The organism is Trinickia sp. HAY1-2D, from assembly GCF_056754935.1.
In genome coordinates, this window is sequence record NZ_JBPGWX010000002.1 from 4,183,546 (window position 1) to 4,203,215 (window position 19,670).

General features: G+C 62.7%; 23 protein-coding genes and 1 pseudogene. 9 read left to right on the forward strand and 15 right to left on the reverse strand.

Annotated features, from left to right (window positions below):
* Positions 1-511: 511 nt before the first annotated feature.
* Together ACR9ZC_RS26460 and ACR9ZC_RS26465 are read right to left on the reverse strand one after the other, a co-directional pair.
* Positions 512-1,531, reverse strand: coding sequence for a pentapeptide repeat-containing protein (locus ACR9ZC_RS26460; RefSeq protein WP_481582523.1), 1,020 nt, complete (start codon positions 1,529-1,531; stop codon positions 512-514).
* An 85-nt stretch (positions 1,532-1,616) separates the two neighbouring features.
* Positions 1,617-2,172 (reverse strand): annotated as a pseudogene (locus tag ACR9ZC_RS26465) (IS256 family transposase); the annotation flags it as partial.
* Between the two features lie 122 nt (positions 2,173-2,294).
* Here ACR9ZC_RS26465 and ACR9ZC_RS26470 point away from each other — a divergent pair.
* The 4 genes from ACR9ZC_RS26470 to ACR9ZC_RS26485 all read left to right on the forward strand — a co-directional run bounded on the left by ACR9ZC_RS26470 (position 2,295) and on the right by ACR9ZC_RS26485 (position 4,896).
* A complete protein-coding gene (locus ACR9ZC_RS26470) occupies positions 2,295-2,498 on the forward strand; it encodes a hypothetical protein (RefSeq protein WP_481582524.1) in 204 nt (67 codons plus the stop codon).
* 64 nt (positions 2,499-2,562) lie between these two features.
* On the forward strand, positions 2,563-3,168 hold the full coding sequence (locus ACR9ZC_RS26475; RefSeq protein ID WP_481582525.1) for a DUF1007 family protein: 606 nt from the start codon (positions 2,563-2,565) through the stop codon (positions 3,166-3,168).
* A 107-nt stretch (positions 3,169-3,275) separates the two neighbouring features.
* Positions 3,276-4,415, forward strand: coding sequence for a nickel/cobalt transporter (locus ACR9ZC_RS26480; RefSeq protein WP_481582526.1), 1,140 nt, complete (start codon positions 3,276-3,278; stop codon positions 4,413-4,415).
* Between the two features lie 85 nt (positions 4,416-4,500).
* Positions 4,501-4,896, forward strand: coding sequence for a hypothetical protein (locus ACR9ZC_RS26485; RefSeq protein WP_481582527.1), 396 nt, complete (start codon positions 4,501-4,503; stop codon positions 4,894-4,896).
* A gap of 89 nt (positions 4,897-4,985) precedes the next feature.
* Here ACR9ZC_RS26485 and ACR9ZC_RS26490 read toward each other — a convergent pair whose 3' ends face one another.
* From ACR9ZC_RS26490 to bufB, 3 genes are all read right to left on the reverse strand, one after another.
* Positions 4,986-5,312: a hypothetical protein gene (locus tag ACR9ZC_RS26490; RefSeq protein ID WP_440560755.1), complete on the reverse strand. Its 327-nt coding sequence runs from the start codon at positions 5,310-5,312 to the stop codon at positions 4,986-4,988.
* A gap of 236 nt (positions 5,313-5,548) precedes the next feature.
* Positions 5,549-6,316, reverse strand: coding sequence for an HvfC/BufC family peptide modification chaperone (locus tag ACR9ZC_RS26495; protein WP_481582528.1), 768 nt, complete (start codon positions 6,314-6,316; stop codon positions 5,549-5,551).
* Complete coding sequence (gene bufB, locus ACR9ZC_RS26500; protein ID WP_481582529.1) at positions 6,313-7,200, reverse strand: MNIO family bufferin maturase; 888 nt, start codon at positions 7,198-7,200, stop codon at positions 6,313-6,315. The genes ACR9ZC_RS26495 and bufB overlap by 4 nt, the downstream gene beginning before the upstream one ends.
* A 262-nt stretch (positions 7,201-7,462) precedes the next feature.
* Between bufB and ACR9ZC_RS26505 the strand changes: the two genes are divergently transcribed.
* Positions 7,463-8,104, forward strand: coding sequence for a DUF1109 domain-containing protein (locus ACR9ZC_RS26505; protein ID WP_331570278.1), 642 nt, complete (start codon positions 7,463-7,465; stop codon positions 8,102-8,104).
* Between the two features lie 19 nt (positions 8,105-8,123).
* Complete coding sequence (locus tag ACR9ZC_RS26510; protein ID WP_481582530.1) at positions 8,124-8,669, forward strand: sigma-70 family RNA polymerase sigma factor; 546 nt, start codon at positions 8,124-8,126, stop codon at positions 8,667-8,669.
* 12 nt (positions 8,670-8,681) lie between these two features.
* On the opposite strand, the gene ACR9ZC_RS26515 is transcribed toward ACR9ZC_RS26510, so the two are convergent.
* The 3 genes from ACR9ZC_RS26515 to ACR9ZC_RS26525 all read right to left on the reverse strand — a co-directional run bounded on the left by ACR9ZC_RS26515 (position 8,682) and on the right by ACR9ZC_RS26525 (position 10,441).
* A complete protein-coding gene (locus ACR9ZC_RS26515) occupies positions 8,682-9,161 on the reverse strand; it encodes a DoxX family protein (protein WP_481582531.1) in 480 nt (159 codons plus the stop codon).
* A 153-nt stretch (positions 9,162-9,314) separates the two neighbouring features.
* Complete coding sequence (locus ACR9ZC_RS26520) at positions 9,315-9,752, reverse strand: hypothetical protein (protein WP_481582532.1); 438 nt, start codon at positions 9,750-9,752, stop codon at positions 9,315-9,317.
* Positions 9,753-9,823: 71 nt separating this feature from the next.
* On the reverse strand, positions 9,824-10,441 hold the full coding sequence (locus ACR9ZC_RS26525; protein ID WP_481582533.1) for a hypothetical protein: 618 nt from the start codon (positions 10,439-10,441) through the stop codon (positions 9,824-9,826).
* A 471-nt stretch (positions 10,442-10,912) separates the two neighbouring features.
* On the opposite strand from ACR9ZC_RS26525, the gene ACR9ZC_RS26530 reads away from it, so the two are divergent.
* A complete protein-coding gene (locus ACR9ZC_RS26530) occupies positions 10,913-11,410 on the forward strand; it encodes an Lrp/AsnC family transcriptional regulator (RefSeq protein ID WP_481582534.1) in 498 nt (165 codons plus the stop codon).
* 43 nt (positions 11,411-11,453) lie between these two features.
* On the opposite strand, the gene ACR9ZC_RS26535 is transcribed toward ACR9ZC_RS26530, so the two are convergent.
* From ACR9ZC_RS26535 to ACR9ZC_RS26560, 6 genes are read right to left on the reverse strand one after another with little or no spacing between them, the layout of a single operon-like run.
* On the reverse strand, positions 11,454-12,245 hold the full coding sequence (locus ACR9ZC_RS26535; protein WP_481582535.1) for a c-type cytochrome: 792 nt from the start codon (positions 12,243-12,245) through the stop codon (positions 11,454-11,456).
* The gene (locus ACR9ZC_RS26540; RefSeq protein ID WP_331570292.1) at positions 12,242-13,867 is read right to left on the reverse strand and encodes a cbb3-type cytochrome c oxidase subunit I; all 1,626 of its coding nucleotides are present in this window, start codon (positions 13,865-13,867) and stop codon (positions 12,242-12,244) included. The genes ACR9ZC_RS26535 and ACR9ZC_RS26540 overlap by 4 nt, the downstream gene beginning before the upstream one ends.
* On the reverse strand, positions 13,857-14,426 hold the full coding sequence (locus ACR9ZC_RS26545) for a cupredoxin domain-containing protein (RefSeq protein ID WP_481582536.1): 570 nt from the start codon (positions 14,424-14,426) through the stop codon (positions 13,857-13,859). Before ACR9ZC_RS26545 ends, ACR9ZC_RS26540 begins: the two co-directional genes overlap by 11 nt.
* 9 nt (positions 14,427-14,435) lie before the next feature.
* On the reverse strand, positions 14,436-14,615 hold the full coding sequence (locus ACR9ZC_RS26550) for a cytochrome c oxidase subunit 2A (protein WP_481582537.1): 180 nt from the start codon (positions 14,613-14,615) through the stop codon (positions 14,436-14,438).
* A 12-nt stretch (positions 14,616-14,627) separates the two neighbouring features.
* Complete coding sequence (locus ACR9ZC_RS26555; RefSeq protein WP_414720255.1) at positions 14,628-15,920, reverse strand: c-type cytochrome; 1,293 nt, start codon at positions 15,918-15,920, stop codon at positions 14,628-14,630.
* The gene (locus tag ACR9ZC_RS26560) at positions 15,917-16,579 is read right to left on the reverse strand and encodes a c-type cytochrome (protein ID WP_481582782.1); all 663 of its coding nucleotides are present in this window, start codon (positions 16,577-16,579) and stop codon (positions 15,917-15,919) included. Before ACR9ZC_RS26560 ends, ACR9ZC_RS26555 begins: the two co-directional genes overlap by 4 nt.
* Positions 16,580-17,137: 558 nt before the next feature.
* On the opposite strand from ACR9ZC_RS26560, the gene ACR9ZC_RS26565 reads away from it, so the two are divergent.
* Together ACR9ZC_RS26565 and ACR9ZC_RS26570 are read left to right on the forward strand one after the other, a co-directional pair.
* Positions 17,138-17,920, forward strand: a complete 783-nt coding sequence (locus ACR9ZC_RS26565) for a helix-turn-helix domain-containing protein (RefSeq protein ID WP_481582538.1) — start codon at positions 17,138-17,140, stop codon at positions 17,918-17,920.
* A 102-nt stretch (positions 17,921-18,022) separates the two neighbouring features.
* Positions 18,023-18,217, forward strand: coding sequence for a glycine zipper 2TM domain-containing protein (locus tag ACR9ZC_RS26570; protein ID WP_331570298.1), 195 nt, complete (start codon positions 18,023-18,025; stop codon positions 18,215-18,217).
* Positions 18,218-18,323: 106 nt separating this feature from the next.
* On the opposite strand, the gene ACR9ZC_RS26575 is transcribed toward ACR9ZC_RS26570, so the two are convergent.
* Positions 18,324-19,637, reverse strand: coding sequence for a sulfate adenylyltransferase subunit 1 (locus ACR9ZC_RS26575; protein WP_481582539.1), 1,314 nt, complete (start codon positions 19,635-19,637; stop codon positions 18,324-18,326).
* Positions 19,638-19,670 lie beyond the last annotated feature (33 nt).

Sequence of the window (19,670 nt, forward strand, 5' to 3'; positions counted from 1 at the left end):
CCGACTTTCAACGGAGGGCTTACCGTGCTCGGTTTCCGTTACCCCGTTACGAGTGAGATCGAGCACGACATAGCGTCCGTCGTGCGAACGCGCGCTAGCGTCAACAGTCGAAAAAATAACTCCGCCATCGGCGGTGAGTGTTTCGTCCGGGACGATCGGCAGCGTGCTGCCGTCAGGTCGAGTGATTGTGAAACGTGTCCAACCGGGTCCGAAGGTACGACTCAGGTCAGGCGATACCGGGGGCCGAGTAGACCAGTCGCGCATGGTTTGGAAAATCCATCTCGGACCGATCCTGTGCGCACCACACCAGTTGGGAAGCCAGTAACGCAGTGGCCAATAAAGAGAATCGAGCTACAGTAGTCATGTTTATTGACTGGCGGCGTCGAAGTTTGCCGCCCGGTAACGTGGCGCGCCCCCTTCGGAGACCGAGACACGACAAGCGGCAACTGCTCCGCCGGAACTATCTTCGCCAGCGAGGCGAAGCGACGTTCACTCATCCGTCGGATCAGCCCTAATCGGCGGAGTTGTAGGTCCAGATCACGAGTCCCCAGTCCGTCGATTTAATGTCCGGAAATTTCTCCCCCGACTTGAAATAACGCCGCCCGTGTTCACTGCCAAGTGCCGGACTGACCCACCATCCGCTCTGCGGTACCTGCTCACCGGGCAAGCCCTTCAACTTCGGCCGAGCGACCTGGGGGGCGGGTTTGCTGGAATCAGGCACAACTGGACACCATTCGATGGTATGCCGATTCTCCGTACTACCGACAGAAACGGCACGGCGCGCCTCCGGCGTATCGTCGAACCGAGTCCGGTAGGTCATGTGACCCTGCTGAACGTCACCAAACGTGCCGCCAAGAAACCGTACACCCGTCAGGTCCGCACCCCGGAAGTCCACTCCGCTCAAGTCGCAATTCTCGAATGTGACATTGACCAGCCGCCCGCCGTCGAACCTCGATACCGTCAGTCTGCACTCCACGAAGCGGGCCGCGACGAAATCGCATCGTGTCATCGTGTTCCTGCGCCATCGGTTTCGCTCGACCAGCACGCCAGAAAAATTGCAAACGGTGAGTTCGGAACAATCCAGACCTCCGTCAGAAAAAGTCGCACCGGAAAAGTCGGCGTTCTTCAACTTGGCATAATCAATAAACGATTTCCGGAATCGCGCGTGGCGGAAATCGGTGCCGTCACCGTAGATGGGAAGCATCTGCGCCAGATAGAAGTCACATCCTCGGAAGGATGCGCCATCAAGGATCGCGCCTTGAAACCCGACCTCCTCGAACTGCGTACCATCGAACACTCCGATGCCAAGATGACTGCCGGCCAATTCCAAGTTTTTCAGCTTGCAAGCAAGTAGCACGGCACTGCGCAGGTCAAGCGTTGGCGATCCATCCACAAAATGAGGCAGGGTGTCACACAAAGGCACCCATGCGTCGTCCGGCAAGGCACCCTTAATCGCCTCGAGCACGTCCTTGTACTTTCCTGCCTTCCATCGATCGCGCAACTCGCGCACGTCGGCATCGTTCGTCTGCATGCAATTTCTCTAGCCCTATCCGTGATTACCTTGGCAGCTTATCCGCCCTCAGCTTCCCTCTAATCATCACCACCTCGTACCCGCGGCCATCGGCCCGAATGCCCAGCGCAAAATACACGGCCTTGTTTTTGACCGTGCCTTCGTCGCGGATCTTCAGCCGCAGGGCGTCGAAATAGACGATCGGATACATCGCCTCGAGCGGGCGTTGCTGCCATTGTTCGACCTCGGCCAGCACCTCATCGGTGACGGTCGAAATCAGATCGGGCGAAACTTGCAGCCCATACAGCTCCAGCAAATGACCCTGGATCTCGCGCACGCTCATGCCGCGAGCGTACATGCTGATGACGTGATCGTCGAAGCCCGGCAGCCGGCTGCTGATATTTGCCCACCAGCTGCGGCTCGAACGTCGCCTGTCGATCGCGCGGAATATCTAGCTTCAGTTCGCCATTGGGCGTGAGGACCGTCTTGGCCCTCGTGCCGTTGCGGTGGTTGCTGCTCTTGCCTTGCTCAGCTTCGGTTGCCAGGTGGTGGCTCAGCTCCGCCACCAGCACGCGCTCAACCAGTTGCTTCTTCAGTTGCCCGGCCAGGCCCGATTCGCCGACAATCGACTCGGCATCCTTGTTCTGCACCTGCGCCAGCAGTTGATCGATTAGCTCACCGGGGAACAGCTTCGGCGCCTTGGGGTTCTTGCTCTTCTTGGTCACAGTTGCTTCGTCATAGGGCGTAATTTCCGCTATCGTCTCATGACCTCGTCACACTAACGTTGAGCAATCTGATAGGAGGCTTCGTCGTAGATCGCTTCGGGTTTGCGACCGGATTCGTGGCGCTGTCGATGGCGGCGACCGCCGCATTCGCCGTATTCGCGCTTTTCATGCCGCAGATTCGGCCTTCGGGAGAATCCGACGATGCGCGAATCGGGCTGCGTGCGTTACACGTCGGCAAATCCGTTACCGGCGCGGCTGAATGACCGGCATACATCGATCGGATGTGATAATGAGCGCCACTTTCCACCGCCGCGCAATGCCCACCCAATGCTCTGCCGCACTCGCCTTGCCCTCGCGCTGTCGCGAATCTCGTTGGTTTGCCTGTTATTGCCGGCAAACATCGCACTGGCGCATCCGCACGTCTGGATAAAGTACGCGGCGATCGTCCAAACGGACGGTACCTCGATCGTCGCGATCGAGGAGCATTGGCGCTTTACGGAAGGCTTTCCGGTGCAGCTCGTCGGCGTCGACCAGTTGCCGGCGAACGGGCCGCTCGATGCGGCTCAAACGAAGCGTTTCCACGATCAAGCCTTTGTATCGCTCGCGCACAGTGGCTACTTCACGCATGTTTTCGTCGACGGCGACCCGAAAACCGTCGGCGAGCCGACCGGATTCAAGGTATCCGTGGATGGCGGCAAGATCGTCTATTCGTTTCGGCTACCGCTTGTTTCACCGGTCGATGTGAGGGGCAAGAAAGTAGTCCTCGGCATCTGGGACCCCTCGTACTACGTCGATTACGAACCCGAGGCGGACTCGCCCGTATCGTTCGGGCCTGGTTCGCCGCACAACTGCTCGACTCGATCATTCGTCGACAAGATGCACCCGATTTTCAACGGCTTCGTCTTGCCGAGCGCGAGTGAAATCACATGTTAGCCGCCGCACGCCTATCCTCTCGTCGCGCGTATGCCGGCTTGGCGAACGCACGCTCGTGCGCACGGCGATATATCCTCCGCGCCCCAAACAGGTTATCGGTGGTCTGTGTGTTGGTCGCGCTCGCGCTGTTCAGCGCTTGCATCGGCGCGCAGGCTCAAGCGCTCGACGTATTCGGCCAACCGGCAGATTCCGCTGCAACGGCAGCCTCGGCACCACCGAGCGCCGCCGCGCCGCCGTCATGGTGGATCCGCAATATGCCGAGCGCGGTGCGCTCGGCCATCGGCAACTGGCTGCATGTCCAGGCGGACTTCAACGCCCGCATTGAAAGCTTCCTGGCGCAGTGGCCGCATGGCGCATCATGGGCCGCGTGGGCGACTTTGGTGATCGTGTCGTTCGGCTACGGCTCGCTGCATGCGCTCGGACCGGGTCACGGTAAGCTCGTCGTCACTACCTATCTGGGCTCTCGCAGGGCCCGCGTTGGCGATGCTGTCCTGTTGAGCACATGGACAGCGATCGTTCAGGCACTGACGGCAATCGGCCTCGTGCTGGGCGCAGCATGGTTCGCCCACGCCGGGCTCACGCGTGTCATGCCGCACGCGGCATCCATGGAGATCGTCAGCTACGCGCTGCTCTGCGCGACGAGTGCATGGGCGATCAGATCGAGCCGCGCGCGCGATCGATGCTGCGACGAACCGCCGGCTGTGCGGTTCCCCCGTGGCGATGAAATCGGCCCACCTCTCACGGTTTCAACCGCCGTCGATGCTGCACGCCCCGACGACGCAACAACACAAGGCGTCTATTTGCGCAGCCCCCTGGCAAGCCTGTCGAGCATGCCGCGCGGCAATACATCGCCTCGATTTCAAACGGCAATCGACGTACCGGCTATGGGCAACGACGCATCGCGCTCGCGGCTCAAGCAGATCTTCATGCTCGGGCTGGCCTCCGGCGCGCGCCCGTGCGTCGGCGCGATTTTCGCGCTCGTTACATCGATGGCGGTTCACGCTACCGCTGCGGGCATCGCAGCCACCTTCGCGATGGCGGCCGGCGTAGCGACCACCGTCGCACTGATCGGTCTAGGCAGCATCGGGGCGAACAGGGCGCTTGCGCGCGTCGCATTGCGCTACCGCTTTCGCACGACACGCGCCCGTCGTGCGCTCGCCATCGGTGCGATCGGCGCAATCTTGGTATTCTCCGCGTTGCAGCTCGCGCTGTTGTTCAGCGGAGCCGCCACGGCGTCTCTCTATTGATCGGCACCGATCCTTCAGCAGGCCCCGTGTGGCCTATTGCCGGCCTTTCTCCCCTCCCGTTCCAATCGATGCGAGGTCAGCTAACATGAAACGCACTGTTGTCGCTGCACGGTTCGTGGTGAGTCTCTCAGGGCTCGCCCTTATCGTCCTTGGCTTCCTGTTTTGGTCGGGCCACGCACTGTCGCTCGTCCCGCTGCACATGCTGCTTGGCGCGCTGTTGGTTCTATCGCTTTGGGTGCTGGTGGCGTTGGCGCTGCTCGCACGGGTTCGTCTCGGCTTCGTACTGTTCGCGCTTGCCTGGAGCGTGATCGTGCCGGTGCTCGGCGTCGCGCAGCTGCAGCTGTTGCCGGGTTCGCTCCACTGGGTGGTCCAATTGGCTCACTTTGCCGTCGGCTTCATTGCGATGGGGCTCGGGCATGCTCTCGCCAGAGCGATTGTCCAAGGAGCCGCAGTGGTCCGCGCGGCTCCGGAGCAGGCATGAAGCGTTGCACGGCCGTGCCGTTTCACGGCTAACGATTCATGCAGTGCAATTCGTACTGCGACGAACTTCGCAGTACGAACCGATGCGCATCAGTGCAGCTGATGCTTGAAATCGGACAATTCGTTATGCAGCGTATCGACGCACTGCTTCACTTTCGCGTCGAGTCCGCCGGCGCTCTTGCACGCGCGCTCCGCGCGATCGCTGATGCTCTCCATCTGATCGATGCATTCACGCATCTGATCCTGGTCCTGAGAAGCCATGACGGACTGCGCCTTCTGGCATTCGCTGTCGAGCTGCTCGACACATTTTTTCAGATCTTGCGGGACCGATTGGCTGCTTCCGCAGGTGCGCGATGCTTCGCCGATGGTTTGTTGTAGATGACTGAAGCGTTTCTGGATCTCGCTCGTTTGCAACATGATGGGACTCCTTCGTTGACCTTCGTTCCAGATGAGCCCGGGCAGCGGTGTGACTTCGCGGCCCTTGCCGTCATTCGCCCGCTGGAGTCGGTTCGGCTGCGGCGCCCGATTCGTCGGAGCCGTCACCCCGGCCGGCAGACGGCACTCCCCAGTGTAGGCGATGGGCGCATGCGCGCAACGGGCATCGTCGGACCTTCGGTCTGCGGCTCAGGGAGCCATCGCAGCTCAATGCGCGTTCATCGCCGTTCCGTTTTGACAGCACTAAACGTACCCGCACCCAACAATTCGCCGACGACATCGCCGAGTGCTGCCTCGGGCTGCGCCTCGAGCGCCCGCGCCGCCGCCGCATCGAACGGCTGGCCCACGGCGCACGCATCGAGAAACACATAGCCCGCCACGCTAAGCGGTTGCCATGTGACTTCGCCGAAGGCACGGAGCAGCAACGCCCGCTCGCCTTGCCACACGAGATCGTCCGGAACGTCCCACCCTTCTCGGTTCGCGCGCCAGATCGTGAATGCCGGCATCGTATCGAACGCGATCCAGCGGGCGGTAGCATGCGGGCGCAATATCGCTTGGCCGAGCACCTCGGCCGATAACGTCGCCACCGCGCCGGCATCGATCGGTACCTCATCAGGCGCTGTATGCGCTTGCACCCAAAGCGCATCGAGGCGGGCCACTTCCGCAAGATATGGCATGCCGCGCGCCGGCTCAAAATCTTCGAGGAAAGCGGCGAAGTCCGCACCGTAGTGGACAAGACGCGCGTCGGCCGGCGCATGCTCACCGACGTAGCTCGCAGCAGCCGAGCGAAACCACGCCTCGCCGACGAGCCGCGCTACAGCCGGAAAATTGGCTTGCAACGCATCGACGCAGCCCTTGAACACCGTATTGCGATATACCGAGAAGCCGGGCTGTTCGTGAAGGCGTGCCACGCGTTCGTCGCCGGGTTGGGCACCGAAAAGCGCATCGGCGAATGCGTCCTGGAAGCGCTCGAGCGAACCGTTCATGCGCCCACCTCGTTCTCGGTCCGGCTGCCGTCGCGACCGTATCGGGCCGCACCATCGAGCAACGCCTGTGCGACGCCGCGCTCGCCGCAGAGTACGTCGAACGCCGGGATGTTGTCGTCGCGCTCGATCAACGTCGGTCGCGGGCCCACTCGCTCGATGACATGCCTATAGAGTGCCCAGACGGCATCGTCAATCGCGGCGTCATGCGAATCGATGACGAGCGCCGGTGAGGTGCCGGCATCGAGCGAATGACCGGCGAGATGGATCTCCATGATGCGATCGGCCGGGACTGCGTCGATATATGCGTGCGCGTCGACGCCCACGTTGCGCGCACTGACGTAGACATTATTGACATCGAGAAGCAGGCCGCAGCCGGTGCGCTGGCACAGTTCGCGCAAGAAATCGGTTTCGCTCCACTCATGCCCCTCGATCGTCAAATAATGAGCGGGGTTTTCGATGGCGATCGGGCGGCCGAGCACTTCTTGCGTACGTTCGATATTCGCGGTGATGCGCGCAAGCGCCTCGTGGGTGCGCGGAAACGGCAGCAAATCCGGAAGATAATGCCCGCGCCAGGCTGACCACGCGAGATGCTCGGAAACCAGCGCCGGCTGCACGCGTTGCGCGAGCGTTTTCAGGCGTAGGAGGTGGGTTTCGTCTGGCGGTGCGGCCGCCGCCAGCGAAAGCGCTACGCCGTGCAGCGATATCGGGTGATGTGCGCGAATCGTCTCGAGCCACGCCAGGCGCGGGCCGCCGTCGACCATGTAATTCTCGGGGTGCACTTCGAACCAGAGCCCGGGCATACGTGCGCTCCGGGCGTCCTCGTAGTGCGCCGGCTTGAGGCCCAGGCCAGCCCCGAGCAGTATCGGCTGCGGCTGCGTGCTCATAGCCCTGCCGTTCATTGGTACACCGAAACGATCGTTCGGATACTTCCGCCCATGTCGCTCGCATGCATGATGTAAGCCTTCATCAATATGAGAATAAAAACGGACGAAAACCATCGCGCCCGCGACTGCTTCTTAGTTCGCACGATACGGGCCGACGGTTACACAAACCGCACACTTTCGAACGATAATCGCGATTTCGCCCCGCGCTGTAACCGCAACGGCGCGCGCAGCGAACTATATTCATGAACCGAGGTATATGGACATGGAAACCGATTTACTGGTCTCGTTGCTAGCAAAAGGCGTCACACCGGTCGATCGGCACGTGGTGGCCCGGCGCTTCGGCTGGGCGCTGCTTGCAGCCGCGCTCGGCGCGACGCTGCTGGTCGTGACCGTCTATGGCGTCCGGCCCGACATTGGCACCGTGTCGGCCACGCCGATTTTCTGGGCCAAGGTCGCGCTGCCCGTCGCGCTCGCCGCCGGCGCGCTCGGCGTCACGATCCGGCTCGCACGCCCGGGCGCACGCGTCGGTCTGGCGTGGGCCGGGATCGGCGTGCCCGTCGCCGCCGTCTGGCTGGCGGGGCTCATCGTCGTGCTGCTGGCGCCGGCAGGTGCGCGCGTCGCGCTGGTGATGGGCGAAACTTGGCGCTCCTGCCCTTTCAATATCGCGTTCTTGTCGATTCCAGGGTTCGTGGCCTCATTTGCGGCCGTACGTGGGCTTGCGCCGACTAACCTGCGCCTCGCCGGCGCGGCCACGGGGCTGCTGGCCGGCGCCACGGCCACTATCGCCTACTGCCTGCATTGCCCGGAGATGAGCGTCGCGTTCTGGGCGCTCTGGTATGTCCTCGGCATGCTCGTGCCGACCGTGGCCGGGGCACTGCTGGGCCCCAAATGGCTGCACTGGTGAATTCGCCGACGGATACGACGTGCAATCGGTAGAGACTCGCCTTAGAGCCCTGCTCATCGATGCAATGGCCGGGGACGCGCTCGCTTATCAGACGTTTCTGAGCGAGCTGACGCGCCATCTTCGCGGCTTCCTGCGCAGACGCATTCCGCAATTGAGCGACGACGTCGAAGATCTCGTGCAGGAAATCCTGCTCGCGGTCCATAACGGGCGCCACACCTATCGGGCGGACGAACCGCTCACGGCGTGGGTGCACGCCATCGCACGCTACAAGTTGATGGATTTCTTTCGCGCGCGGGCGCGGCGCGAGTCGCTGCACGATCCCATCGACGATTACATCGATATCTTCGCCGTGTGCGACGACGAGCCCGCCTCGGCCCGCCGAGATCTGGGCAAGCTGCTGCAGCAACTCCCCGACAAGCAGCGCCTGCCGATTCAGCATGTGAAGCTCGAGGGACTTTCCGTCGCCGAAACGGCGCAACTGACGGGGTTGTCCGAATCGGCGGTCAAGGTGGGCGTGCATCGGGGCTTGAAAGCGCTCGCGGCCAAGCTTCGCACGATCGCGTAGGGGGACGACTCGTTACTTGATACCGAGCCACCGGTCGAGCGAAACGGAGCCCGCGCCGCGTGCAACCAGGTAAAGCAACAGTCCTGCCCATGAAAGATGCGTAGGCCACGCATCGGGATAGACGAACACTTCGATCACGGTCGTCATACCGAGCAGTGCCAACGCCGCGCCACGCGTAAAGAGCCCAAGCACGAGCAGCAACGGAAAGAAATGCTCGGAATAGGCGGCGATGTGCGCGGCAATTTCCGGGGGAATCAACGGAATCTTGTATTCGTCGCGGAACAGTTGGTAGGTGCCGGGCGTCAGCGTCAGCAATCCGGCGACCTTGGTGCGCCCCGAAAGAAAGAAAATCGCTGCAATGGCCGCGCGGCACACGAGTGCCAGCAATGAATGGCTGATGCTTCGCGACGCCAGATCGGCGAGCCGGTTCCATCGTCCGCGCAGGCCCGTTACGGCAGGGGAAGCCGCGGCCCCGGAATGAGCAGTTTGCATGTCGGTCTCCATCGAGAAGATGCACGGGGCCGACGCATCGCGCGAGAGGCGTCGGCCGATCAAGGAAGCTGTGCATTAATTCGCGATGTCCGCATACGCGGTTACAGCCTGCGTCGTTTTATTTTCGACGGCATGCTGCGGCACGACGAGAACTCAGTCCTTCGCGGGGCGGCCGGTTTTCACCGTTTCGACCGTCGAGACCGCTGCGACGAGACGTTTGCTCGGCAATGCGTCGAGCAGGATCAGCCCGGCGCGCAGCAACTCGCTCTTCTTGACCGCGACGCCGGCGTCGAGGCACTTCTGCTTGAGCGACGCAATCCGCTCGTAGTCCGATTTGGGCATCGTGAAACTGTCGCGCACCACCTTCTCTTTCTTCTGGCGCTTGGTTTTTTCGGGCGCCGGCACGGCTGCGGCCGTCTTCCCGGTTCTGCCCTTTTTCCCCGCCTTGACGGAAACATGCGCCGGCTCAGTAGCTGCTTCATTCACTTGAATGGACCGAGCGTCGCTGTGCGCTCTCGCATGCCCGTTCGCGTGTTTCGGCACGCCCGCCGTCCTGCCCGTAGCGCGCTTCGGCGTGGTTGCATCAGTCATGGTGGTCTTCCTGTCGGCAAACGATGCAAACAGTATATACCGTTTCTGAGAACCGACCGCCACGCATACGATCAGACGTGCTGCAACGTTATGACGGCTTTGCCACCGAGCTGCTCGATCACCCGCAGCAGGTACGCTCTGTCATGGCTGTCGTGCCACAGGCGGTCCGCATGCCTGCGCAGTTCGGTCAGCGGCGCCCACCTGTTTTCCATGCTTTCCGTCCCGGCGATCACTTCAACCACTTTATCGACAGCTTCGTCGTGGGCCAAAGGCGGCAATCGATAAAGCAGCGCGGTAAGCGTTGCGAGCCGCGCGGCCCGTTCCGGGGTGTCTTCCGACGCCATCACCGCGGCATACATATGCTTGAAGACTTGCTCGCATTCGTCCGGAAACCATTCGTCGTACACCAGTGTCTGCGCTGAAACGTTCAAATTCGGATCGCGGCAAACCAAGTGGAGCGCGCGATCGAGCAACTCGCCCCGCGGCGTATCCTGAAACGACGCGATCGCACGAAAGACGGCCTGGGCGAGATCGTCGTTCATCGCGGCGCGCCCGGTCTCGCATTTATCAAGAATGCTTCCGATCTCGAGGTAACGCACCGTCTCGTTCTCGAAGTCCACGAGCGCCGCAGCCAGTTCGACGAGGTCGGGGCCCGGGGTGCTGGAAAAGCGCGCGCCGCGATTGTCCACGGGTGCGCGCCCAGCGCCGGCGTCTTCATGGTGTGAGCGAGCCGAGTCCGCCGAGCCTTTGTTCGCTGAAGGAAGCGGCGCGAGGCGGGTGAACAACGAACGGGCCAATGGCTGCGGCAACACTTTGCGCAGCCCGTTCTCCAATCGTCGAAGCCCGCCCAACGTCGAAGGCAGCGAGTTCGCTGCGGGCTCGGTCGCAACCCGCGCATGCCTCGGTCCGGGTCGATCGGCGCTATCGCCAACGCCGTGAGCCGATGTGCGTCTGAATAACGAAATAGTCATCGCTTGCCCCTCTCTCGAATACGAAGCCCAATTTAATACGGCAAGGGGGACGAGCTCCTTTGACGAGGCGAAGCACCGTGACGGACACCGAAGCCCTTCGCTGTCCGTATCGACAGTTCGTGGCCGCATTGCCTTCGCGTCATACGCGTACTACGCCTATACTTGAAAAACTTTTTCAGCAGATTGGCTATGGACAGAATAGACGCGCAAATAATTACGCTATTGCAGGAAGATGCTTCGCTCGGCCTGAACGAAATCGCAAGCGCCGTCAATCTGTCGCCGACGCCCTGCTGGCGGCGCATCCAGCGGCTGCGCGAGGAAGGCGTGATTCGCAAGCAGGTGGTGCTCTGCGATCCGGCGAAGCTCAATCTGGGGCTCACCGCTTTCGTCATGATTCGCGCGAGCCAACACAACGATGCCTGGACCGCACGGTTTCTGAAGGGCGTCGCGACGGTACCCGAGATCGTCGAGATCTATCGCATGTCGGGCGAGGTCGACTATCTACTGAAGGTGGTCGTGCCGGACATCGCGGGGTACGACAGTGTGTACAAACGGCTGATCAAAGTCGCCGAGCTGCTCGATGTGAGCGCCAGCTTCGCCATGGAAGTCGTCAAGCAGACCACCGCCTTGCCACTCGATCACGCGGTAATGAGCGGCAAGGCTCGTGCGAGCGCTCGCACGGAATGAAGATCGTCGTTGCGCCGCGCCTGCGGACGCGGGGCAACGATAGCTACGGCCGCTGGCTCGCATAGTACTGCGCCGCAGCCTCGATCTCACCTGCCGTCATCTGTCGAGCGACATTGCGCATTTGTTCGCTCGTATCGTTATGGCGATCGCCCGACGCGAACGCCTGCAATTGCGCACGAATATAGACGGCGGGCTCGCCCTCGAGCCACGGTGCGCCCAGCTTGCGATCCGCTGCGCTGTGGCATGACGCGCACGGCGCAATGTTGCGCATCGGCGAGCCGACCGCAACGATATCGGGCACCGGCTGCGATGCGGGGTGATAGCCGGCCGGACGCGGCAAGCCCGCGTAGTAGGCCGCCAGGTCGCGCATGTCCTCATCGTTCAGCGTCGCGACCATCGGCGTCATGACGGCATTGGTGCGCGCACCGCTTTGAAAATCGCGCAACTGCTTGTAGATGACCAACGCATATTGGCCGGCCAGATTGGGCGAGTTCGCCTGGCTCAGCCCCTGCGGACCGTGGCACATCGTGCACCGCAACGAAAGCGTGGCGCCGCGGCCGATCGAAAGTGCATCGACATTGCCGAGCGTGGACGGCGTCAACACCACATCGCTCGTCTTCACGCGCGAGGTGAGCGGAGTCGAGATCAGCCACTTTTGCGGCACGCCCGCCGCGCTGCAGATCGCATTCCAGATGCCGGTGAACTGCGCATCGGTTTGGACCGAAGGCAGCCAGACGAAGCCGATGAGCGCCGCCACGGCCGCGATCCCAACCGTCGATCCGACGCTCAGTGCGAACCATCGGTTGCGCAGCGAGAAAAGCCGTTCCGTCGTCATCGCTGGCCCCCCATCCAGACCGCGGGCACCGCGGTCTCCTTGAGCACGAGCAGTTGCGCGATCGGGTAACCGTAGTTGACCACCGTCAGCCCGATCATCAGCGCAAGCCATAACCCGAAGCTGTTGAGCGCGACGGGAAGCGTCTTGGGCGGATGCACGGCCGTCGCGAATTCGAACTGCGCGGGCGTCACCGCGGCACCGCGATGCCCGCGCACCAACACCATGAAAAACAGGACTGCGGATGCGACCAGGATCAACGCGCCGACGGTCGACATCGTGACGGTGATCGCCTCGGGCGCCAGGGCCGGATTGCTGAAATCGAAGTACGCCATGCGTCGCGGCATGCCGAGAATGCCGGCGTAGTGCCACGGAAACGTCGTCACGATCATTCCGATGAACCATAGCCAGAGCTGCCACTTCATCAGCGTGACACTCGATAGCGCACGCCCCGTCAATTGCGGCCACAGCTCGTAGGCGATGGCGAAATACATGATGACGATGGCGCCGCCGAAGATCAGATGGAAGTGGCCCGTGATCCACTGCGTGTTGTGAATGGTCGAATCGAGCTGGTAGCTCATGTTGATGAGCCCGCCCGCGCCGCCGAAACCCAGCATGACGAACGAAAACGCCACGGCGAGCATCATCGGTTCGTGCCACGGCAGCACGCGCAGCCAACCGAATGCGCCGCGGCCCCCGCGCAGCCGCCCGGCGATTTCCACCGATGCGCAGATTGTGAAAACGGTCAGCAGTGTCGGCACCGAAACGAGCGCCGTGAAGACCGACTGCAGGAACTTGAAGCCCGAGCCCACCTGCGGGTCGGCGAACAGGTGATGGATGCCGATCGGCATCGCCACGACGAGAAACAGAATGAACGAAATGCGCGCCATGCCATCGCTGTACAGGCGCCCCCCGACGGCGCGCGGCACGAGCGTGTAGTAGGCGATGTAAGCGGGCATCAGCCAGAAATAAACGATCGCATGCAGTGTCCACGAGAAAAACACGCGGGCAAGCCCGGAATCGATCGTCGACTTGAGCCCGAACGCGACAGGCAGAATCTGAAACAGGATTTCGAGCGCGGCGCCGACAGCGGTCCAGCCCCACAGATACGATCCCGCCACGTTAGCGAACATCGGCAACGGCACGGGCTTGCCCGGGTTCGCGCGTTTCCAGACGTGCAGATTGATCGACATCAGCGCAACCCATATCCACGACCCGACGACGACGAGCACGACGCCCAGGTAATAGAAAGGACTGCCGATCATCGGCGGATAGAACGTGTAGAGCACCGAGGCACTGCCGAGCGCGACGGTCACCATCGCCATGAGCGAGCCGACCACGACGAGCCACCAGCCCGCCCATGCCCAGCGTTTGCCGCGCAGCGTCTGGCCCAGCGAAAGCTCGGTGATCGCATAGCCGAAACCCATCGCGATCAGCGTCGGGAAGACGTAGCCCATGACGGAGCCGTGCGCCGTGACCGAGCGGTAGTAGAGCTCGGGCTGGCGAAGCCATGCATGCAGCGGGGAACGCACGTACATCTGCCACGCGCCGAGCAGCAGCGCCACGCCGAAGGTCGCGAACGCGAACCAGAAGTGCGCAAGCACGAGACGTCGGTTATTTAACACAGCTGAGTCTCCGGTCAGTTGCCGCGAGCTTGTCGAATTCGGCGCGATCGATCGCCTTCACATTGGCCCACATCCCTTCGTGACCTGTGCCGCAGTACTCGTGGCATGGCATCAGATGCTCGGCCGGCTTGTCGAACTTCGTCTTGAAGGTCGATACGTAACCGGGCTCGACCATGGAATTGATATTGGTATCGGTGACGAGAAAGCCATGCACGACATCGGCGCTCGTCACACGAAACGTCACCGGAGTGCCGGCCGGAACGAGAATGCACTGCGGCGTGAACGAGTATTGCTGCGCGACGACGCGCACCGTCACCGAGCCATCGGCTTCGCGCGCCGTGCCGAGATTGCTCTCGATGAATTCGCCCGTCACGTGCAGCGTCGTCGGGTCGATGGTCTCGACGCGCGACGGCGGCATCATGGCCCAATGCAAGCCCGTATAGACGACCATGGCGACGAGCACGGCGATGAGGCCGACCGCAACGATCGCCCAGTTGCGCTCGATGCGCTCTACGACGTCCGCGCCGTCCGAGTGGCCGGGGTGGGGAGTGTTCGACATGTCGTTCGATCAGTAAATGACGCCGCGAGGTAGAAAGACGAGGAAGTAGAACGCGAACCACAACGCGATGACGATGGCCGTGGCGATGCCCGCAACGGCGAGGGCGCCGCGCGGCCCGGAGCGGACGATTTCCTCGACCTGCCGGTCATCGCCGGGCTCGACCGGCGCGCGCACTTCGTTGGTGTTCATGGCGTCCTCCAATCAATACAAGGCAGCGGAGCGCAGTGCGTTCGCTTCCTTCGCCGAGACAGGCGCGCCGCGGTTGCCCCAGGCGGTCCGGATATACGTGACGACAGCAGCCACTTCATCGTCGGTCAGCGATTGCGCGAAAGGCGGCATACCGTACGGCATCGGGTTGCGGGCCGTGCCGGGGGCGTATCCCCCGTTGAGCACCATGCGGATCGGATTGACGGCCGATGTCATTTGAATCGACTGGTTGTTCGCAAGCGGCGGGAAGTCGGGCAGCTTGCCCTCGCCGGACTTGCCATGACAACTGGCGCACTGCGCCTGATAGATCTTGCCGCCGAGCGTGAACAGCAGTCCCCGTTCTTCGCGCGATACGTTCCCGTTCGAACCGCTGGTCGCTCCGCCGTGTTGCGGCAACGACTTCAGGTAGACCGCCATCGCACGCACGTCGTCGTCGGACAGGTATTGCAAGCTGTCGTAGACGACTTCCGCCATCGGTCCATACACGGCTCCGCGGCGGGAAACGCCCTTTTGCAGCAGATCGGCGATGTCGGAGATGCTCCAATCGCCGAGACCGGCCTCCTTGTTCGACGTGAGCGATGGCGCGTACCAGTCCTGCATCGGAATCAGACCACCTTCGAACGCCGTCGATTCGGAGCTGCCTCCGAGCGCGTTGATAGCGGTGTGGCACATCGAGCAGTGGCCGAGCCCATCGACCAGATAGGCGCCGCGATTCCATTCGACGGAGCGGGTCGGGTCGGGCTGGTATTCGCCTTCGTGAAAATAGAGCGTGCGCCAACCGATCAGAAGTTGCCGGTTGTTGTACGGAAAGCGCAGTTCATGCGGCCGATTGGGTTGCCGCACGGGCGGCACGGACTTCAGATAAGCGAAGATCGCGTCACTGTCGGCCCGCGTGACTTTCGTGTAGGCACCGAACGGCATCGCGGGATAGAGCAGCGCGCCGTCGCGCGAGCGGCCGGTGTGCATCATCGAGTAGAACTCGTCGGCGCTCCATTGCCCGATGCCGGTTTCGTTATCGGGTGTGATGTTCGGCGAATAGAGGGTACCGAACGGTGTCGGCATGGGCCGGCCACCGGAGAAAAGCTTGTCGCCCGGTTTCGTATGGCACGCGATGCAGTCGCCGGCGCGCGCGAGATATTCGCCGCGCTTGACCGTATCGGCAGCCGTGGGGCTCGGGCCTTGAGCGAACGCGACCGTGCACGAGGCAGCGAGCACGAAAGGTGCGCAGAGGCTCGTCAGCCTGTGTCGAAGGAAGAGGAAAAATGCGGACACCGGATACTCCGTCATTGCGGTTCGCTGCCGCAGGCGAGCGGCAATTTCAGGCTTCCCCTGGCGACGGGCGCCGGATTGGCCGGTCCGGGCGATGCCGCGAGCCACGCGGCAACCGCCGTGATGTCATCGTTCGAAAGACGCGATGCGACGGTATGCATGCAATCGGGCGCGACCGATTTGCGCGTGCCATAGCGCCAGGCGCCGAGTTGTGCGCTCACGTACTCGGCGTGCAATCCCAGCAGTCCCGGAATGCCGGGCTCCCTGCCGGTCAACGCGGCACCGTGACACGCGGCGCAGGCGGGAATGTCGTTCGCCGGATCGCCGCTTTTTACGAGCTGCGCGCCGCGCGCGAGCAGCGCAGCCGGGATGGCCGGTGTCAAAGGCGGCGGATAGGGGGGACGCTGAGCGGCGAAGTAATCCGCAATCTTGCGCAGATACGCATCGGGCAGATAGGCGAGCAGGTAGTTCATCGGCGGGTATTGCCGCTGCCCATCGCGAAACGCGATCAACTGGTTGTAGAGGTAGCCGGCGGGCTTGCCCGCCAATCGCGGGAAGTAATCGTTATTGGTGCCTTCGCCGTGCCCACCGTGGCAAGCGGCACAGCCCAATACGCGCGCCTCCATGGTATCCGGCGCGCGTTCGCCAACATGATCCTCAGCGCGGACCATGCTCATCCAGACAAGGCACGACAAGGCGACAGCGACAGTTCTTCTTAGCATCAGTCATCGTCTCCGGCGACGGATCGATAGGCGACTCGGTGTACGCGAAGGCACGCACACAGTGCGAACCGGAACGGCAATGCGACTTTGTGTGGCTGTGCCGATGATTCTAGTCAATGACACGCAATGATGGAAATCCTGCGATATCGTCCGGCCGAGCTTCACCGCGCGCCCCGGAGCTGGGCGCACGGTACGTTCCCACGAGCGCGCGAGGCGGTGTCCGGCGTGATGATGCTCGCCCGGCTCCGCGACGATATCGCGGCCCAACCATTGCGGCCCCGAAACTGCCCCATTAAACCAATATCGCTACGGCCAGCCCTTGATCCATGTCATGGACAGTGCCGATTTGCCGCAGGCCACCCTCGCCGCCGCGCGCCGTCTGGCCTGAGCCGCAACGGCCTGTCGCGGCCGATGCCAATGCAAACGCGCAGTGCGACGGTTGGCCGCGGCCGATCGAGTGACAACGGCCCGCCAAACAGCGAAGCTTGCTTCAAATGCATTGAGGAGAACGAAATGTTAGTCGCTCGCGAGCGTGCTTCCGAACGGTACGGATACGAGGTCCCGCATTCCTCGACGACGGCCAGGCCGCTGCCGGCCGAATCGTGCAAGAGTTGCGCAATGCGGCAGTTTTGCGCAATGAACCCTGAGGATCTGGCATGCACCCGGGAAATGGACGATCTCGTGCTCGCCTATCGCCAGATCAGGAAGGGCGAAGCACTTTATCGCGTGGGCGATACGTTCAAGAACGTCTATGCGGTGCGCACGGGCTCCTTCAAGAAGGTAACCCTGCTCCCCGACGGTCGCGAACAGGTCACCGGCTTTTATCTTGCCGGCGAGCCGCTGGGACTCGACGGCATCTCGAACGGGCAATGCGCGAGCGACGCGATCGCGCTCGAAGACAGCAGCGTATGCGTGATGCCATTTCAGCTGCTTGAATTGCTTAGCCGTGAAGTGAAGGCGGTGCAGCATCATGTCTATCGCATGCTCTCCGCGGAGCTCGTACGCGAGAATGGCCTCATGCTGCTGCTGGGTACGATGACGGCCGACGAGCGTGTCGCGAGCTTTCTGCTGGATCTGTCAGGGCGGTTACGAGCGCGCGCCTATTCACCGACGCAATTCGTATTGCGCATGACGCGCGAGGAACTGGGCAGCTTTCTCGGTATCAAGCTCGAGACCGTGAGCCGATCGCTCTCGCGCTTTCAGAAGGACGGGTTGATCGAGGTCAACGGCAAGGATATTCGGATTCTCGATCTGCGCAGATTGAGTGAGGCGCAGCAGGGGCGGTGTCCGGCTTAGACTTCAGGGAAGCACGGCGGGCAGCGAACTCAGCCCGCCCCGCCCTCGGTGGCACGCGCCTTGCTGGATATGCGGTATGACTAGCGATGCGGAGGTTGCATCATGATTCAGTTCGTACGATTCAAGCGCGCTCGAATAGGTGCCCTCGTCGCCGCGCTGACGCTGCTCGGTGGGTGCACGCTCGGTGGTGCGGCGGCGGGCGGCTACGCGGGCAACAAGCTCACACATGGCAGCACCGTCGGTACAGTGGGCGGTGCGGTTGCAGGCGGCATCGTCGGCTATGAACTGGGCAAATAAATTCATGCAATGAAAAAGCGAGGGCGTACCCTCGCTTTTTTTGCAGATTAACGGGCGCAAACAGCGGACGCAAAATCCTACCGTCGGCAGCGCACTTCGGTCCCGCTCATGCTTCGAAGCATCGAATCATGCCGGCGGCCACCGTATGATGCGTGGCCTCGTCGATGAGCACGAACGCGCCCGTCGCCGGCTGCTCGTCATATACGTCGCACACCACCGGCTTTTGCAGCGTCAGCGACACGCGTCCGATGTCGTTCATCGTCAGCGCATGACGCTCGCTCGTGTGCGCGAGCGTATGTACGTCGAGCACTTCCTTGAGCGCCCCCACGCGCGCGAACACCGTGTTCGTCGTCTGCTTGAGCAGATACTTGCGCTGCGTCGATAGCGGCTCCTCGTCGAACCAGCACAAGTCCGCCTCCAGCTTCTTCGCCGGCTGCGGCGCACGCTGCGCCGCCACGAACGTGTCGCCGCGCGAGACGTCCACATCCTCCGTCAGCCGGATCGTCACCGTCTGCCCGGCAAACGCGCGCGTCACCGCCGCCGTGCCGCCCACCACCGGCGCCACGATCTCCGCCACCGTCGCTTCACGCCCCGCCGGCAGCACCGTCACCACGTCGCCCACGCGCACCTCGCCCGCTTCGACCCGGCCCATGTAGCCGCGGAAGTCGTCCGCGCTCGCGCCGTCCTGGCGCGCCACCCACTGCACCGGAAAACGCAGCGCCTCGCCCGTGGGCGGCGCCACCGGCAACGCCTCGAGCACGTCCAGCAGCGCCTCGCCCGCGTACCACGGCATGCGCTCGCTCGCCCGCACGATGTTGTCGCCCTTGAGCGCCGACACCGGCACGAACCGCACCCCGTTCAACCCCAGTTGCTGCGCGAGCTGCACGTACGCATCGCGAATCTCGTTGAAACGCGTCTCGCTGTACTCCACCAGGTCCATCTTGTTGATCGCCACGATCACGTGCTGCAGCCCCAGCAGTTTCACGATCGCGCTATGGCGCTTCGTCTGCGGCAGCAGCACTGCCTGGCCCGCCTCGAACGTCACACGCGTCGCATCCACCAGGATGATCGCCGCATGCGCCGTCGACGCGCCCGTCACCATGTTGCGCGTGTACTGCTCGTGGCCCGGCGTGTCCGCGATGATGAACTTGCGCTTGGCCGTGGCGAAATAGCGGTACGCCACATCGATCGTGATGCCCTGCTCGCGCTCGGCCTCCAGGCCGTCGGTCAAGAGCGACAAGTCGATCTCGTCGCCCACCGTGCGCTTCATCTTCGCGCGCGAAAGCGCCGAGAGCTGATCCGAAAGCACCGCCTTGCTGTCGTACAGCAGCCGTCCGATCAACGTGCTCTTGCCGTCGTCGACGCTGCCCGCCGTGATGAAGCGCAGCACCCCGAGATCCGCCGGTTCATGTGTGTTCATAAGTCCTGCCTCGTGTCCTTCGTGTCCTTCGTG

Coding starts and splice junctions, on each gene's coding strand:
- ACR9ZC_RS26460 (WP_481582523.1), bottom strand. CDS start 1,531: ATGCAGACGAACGATGCCGACGTGCGCGAGTTGCGCGATCGATGGAAG.
- ACR9ZC_RS26475 (WP_481582525.1), top strand. CDS start 2,563: ATGCTCTGCCGCACTCGCCTTGCCCTCGCGCTGTCGCGAATCTCGTTG.
- ACR9ZC_RS26485 (WP_481582527.1), top strand. CDS start 4,501: ATGAAACGCACTGTTGTCGCTGCACGGTTCGTGGTGAGTCTCTCAGGG.
- ACR9ZC_RS26490 (WP_440560755.1), bottom strand. CDS start 5,312: ATGTTGCAAACGAGCGAGATCCAGAAACGCTTCAGTCATCTACAACAA.
- ACR9ZC_RS26495 (WP_481582528.1), bottom strand. CDS start 6,316: ATGAACGGTTCGCTCGAGCGCTTCCAGGACGCATTCGCCGATGCGCTT.
- bufB (WP_481582529.1), bottom strand. CDS start 7,200: ATGAGCACGCAGCCGCAGCCGATACTGCTCGGGGCTGGCCTGGGCCTC.
- ACR9ZC_RS26505 (WP_331570278.1), top strand. CDS start 7,463: ATGGAAACCGATTTACTGGTCTCGTTGCTAGCAAAAGGCGTCACACCG.
- ACR9ZC_RS26515 (WP_481582531.1), bottom strand. CDS start 9,161: ATGCAAACTGCTCATTCCGGGGCCGCGGCTTCCCCTGCCGTAACGGGC.
- ACR9ZC_RS26520 (WP_481582532.1), bottom strand. CDS start 9,752: ATGACTGATGCAACCACGCCGAAGCGCGCTACGGGCAGGACGGCGGGC.
- ACR9ZC_RS26530 (WP_481582534.1), top strand. CDS start 10,913: ATGGACAGAATAGACGCGCAAATAATTACGCTATTGCAGGAAGATGCT.
- ACR9ZC_RS26535 (WP_481582535.1), bottom strand. CDS start 12,245: ATGACGACGGAACGGCTTTTCTCGCTGCGCAACCGATGGTTCGCACTG.
- ACR9ZC_RS26545 (WP_481582536.1), bottom strand. CDS start 14,426: ATGTCGAACACTCCCCACCCCGGCCACTCGGACGGCGCGGACGTCGTA.
- ACR9ZC_RS26550 (WP_481582537.1), bottom strand. CDS start 14,615: ATGAACACCAACGAAGTGCGCGCGCCGGTCGAGCCCGGCGATGACCGG.
- ACR9ZC_RS26555 (WP_414720255.1), bottom strand. CDS start 15,920: ATGACGGAGTATCCGGTGTCCGCATTTTTCCTCTTCCTTCGACACAGG.
- ACR9ZC_RS26560 (WP_481582782.1), bottom strand. CDS start 16,579: ATGAGCATGGTCCGCGCTGAGGATCATGTTGGCGAACGCGCGCCGGAT.
- ACR9ZC_RS26565 (WP_481582538.1), top strand. CDS start 17,138: ATGTTAGTCGCTCGCGAGCGTGCTTCCGAACGGTACGGATACGAGGTC.
- ACR9ZC_RS26570 (WP_331570298.1), top strand. CDS start 18,023: ATGATTCAGTTCGTACGATTCAAGCGCGCTCGAATAGGTGCCCTCGTC.
- ACR9ZC_RS26575 (WP_481582539.1), bottom strand. CDS start 19,637: ATGAACACACATGAACCGGCGGATCTCGGGGTGCTGCGCTTCATCACG.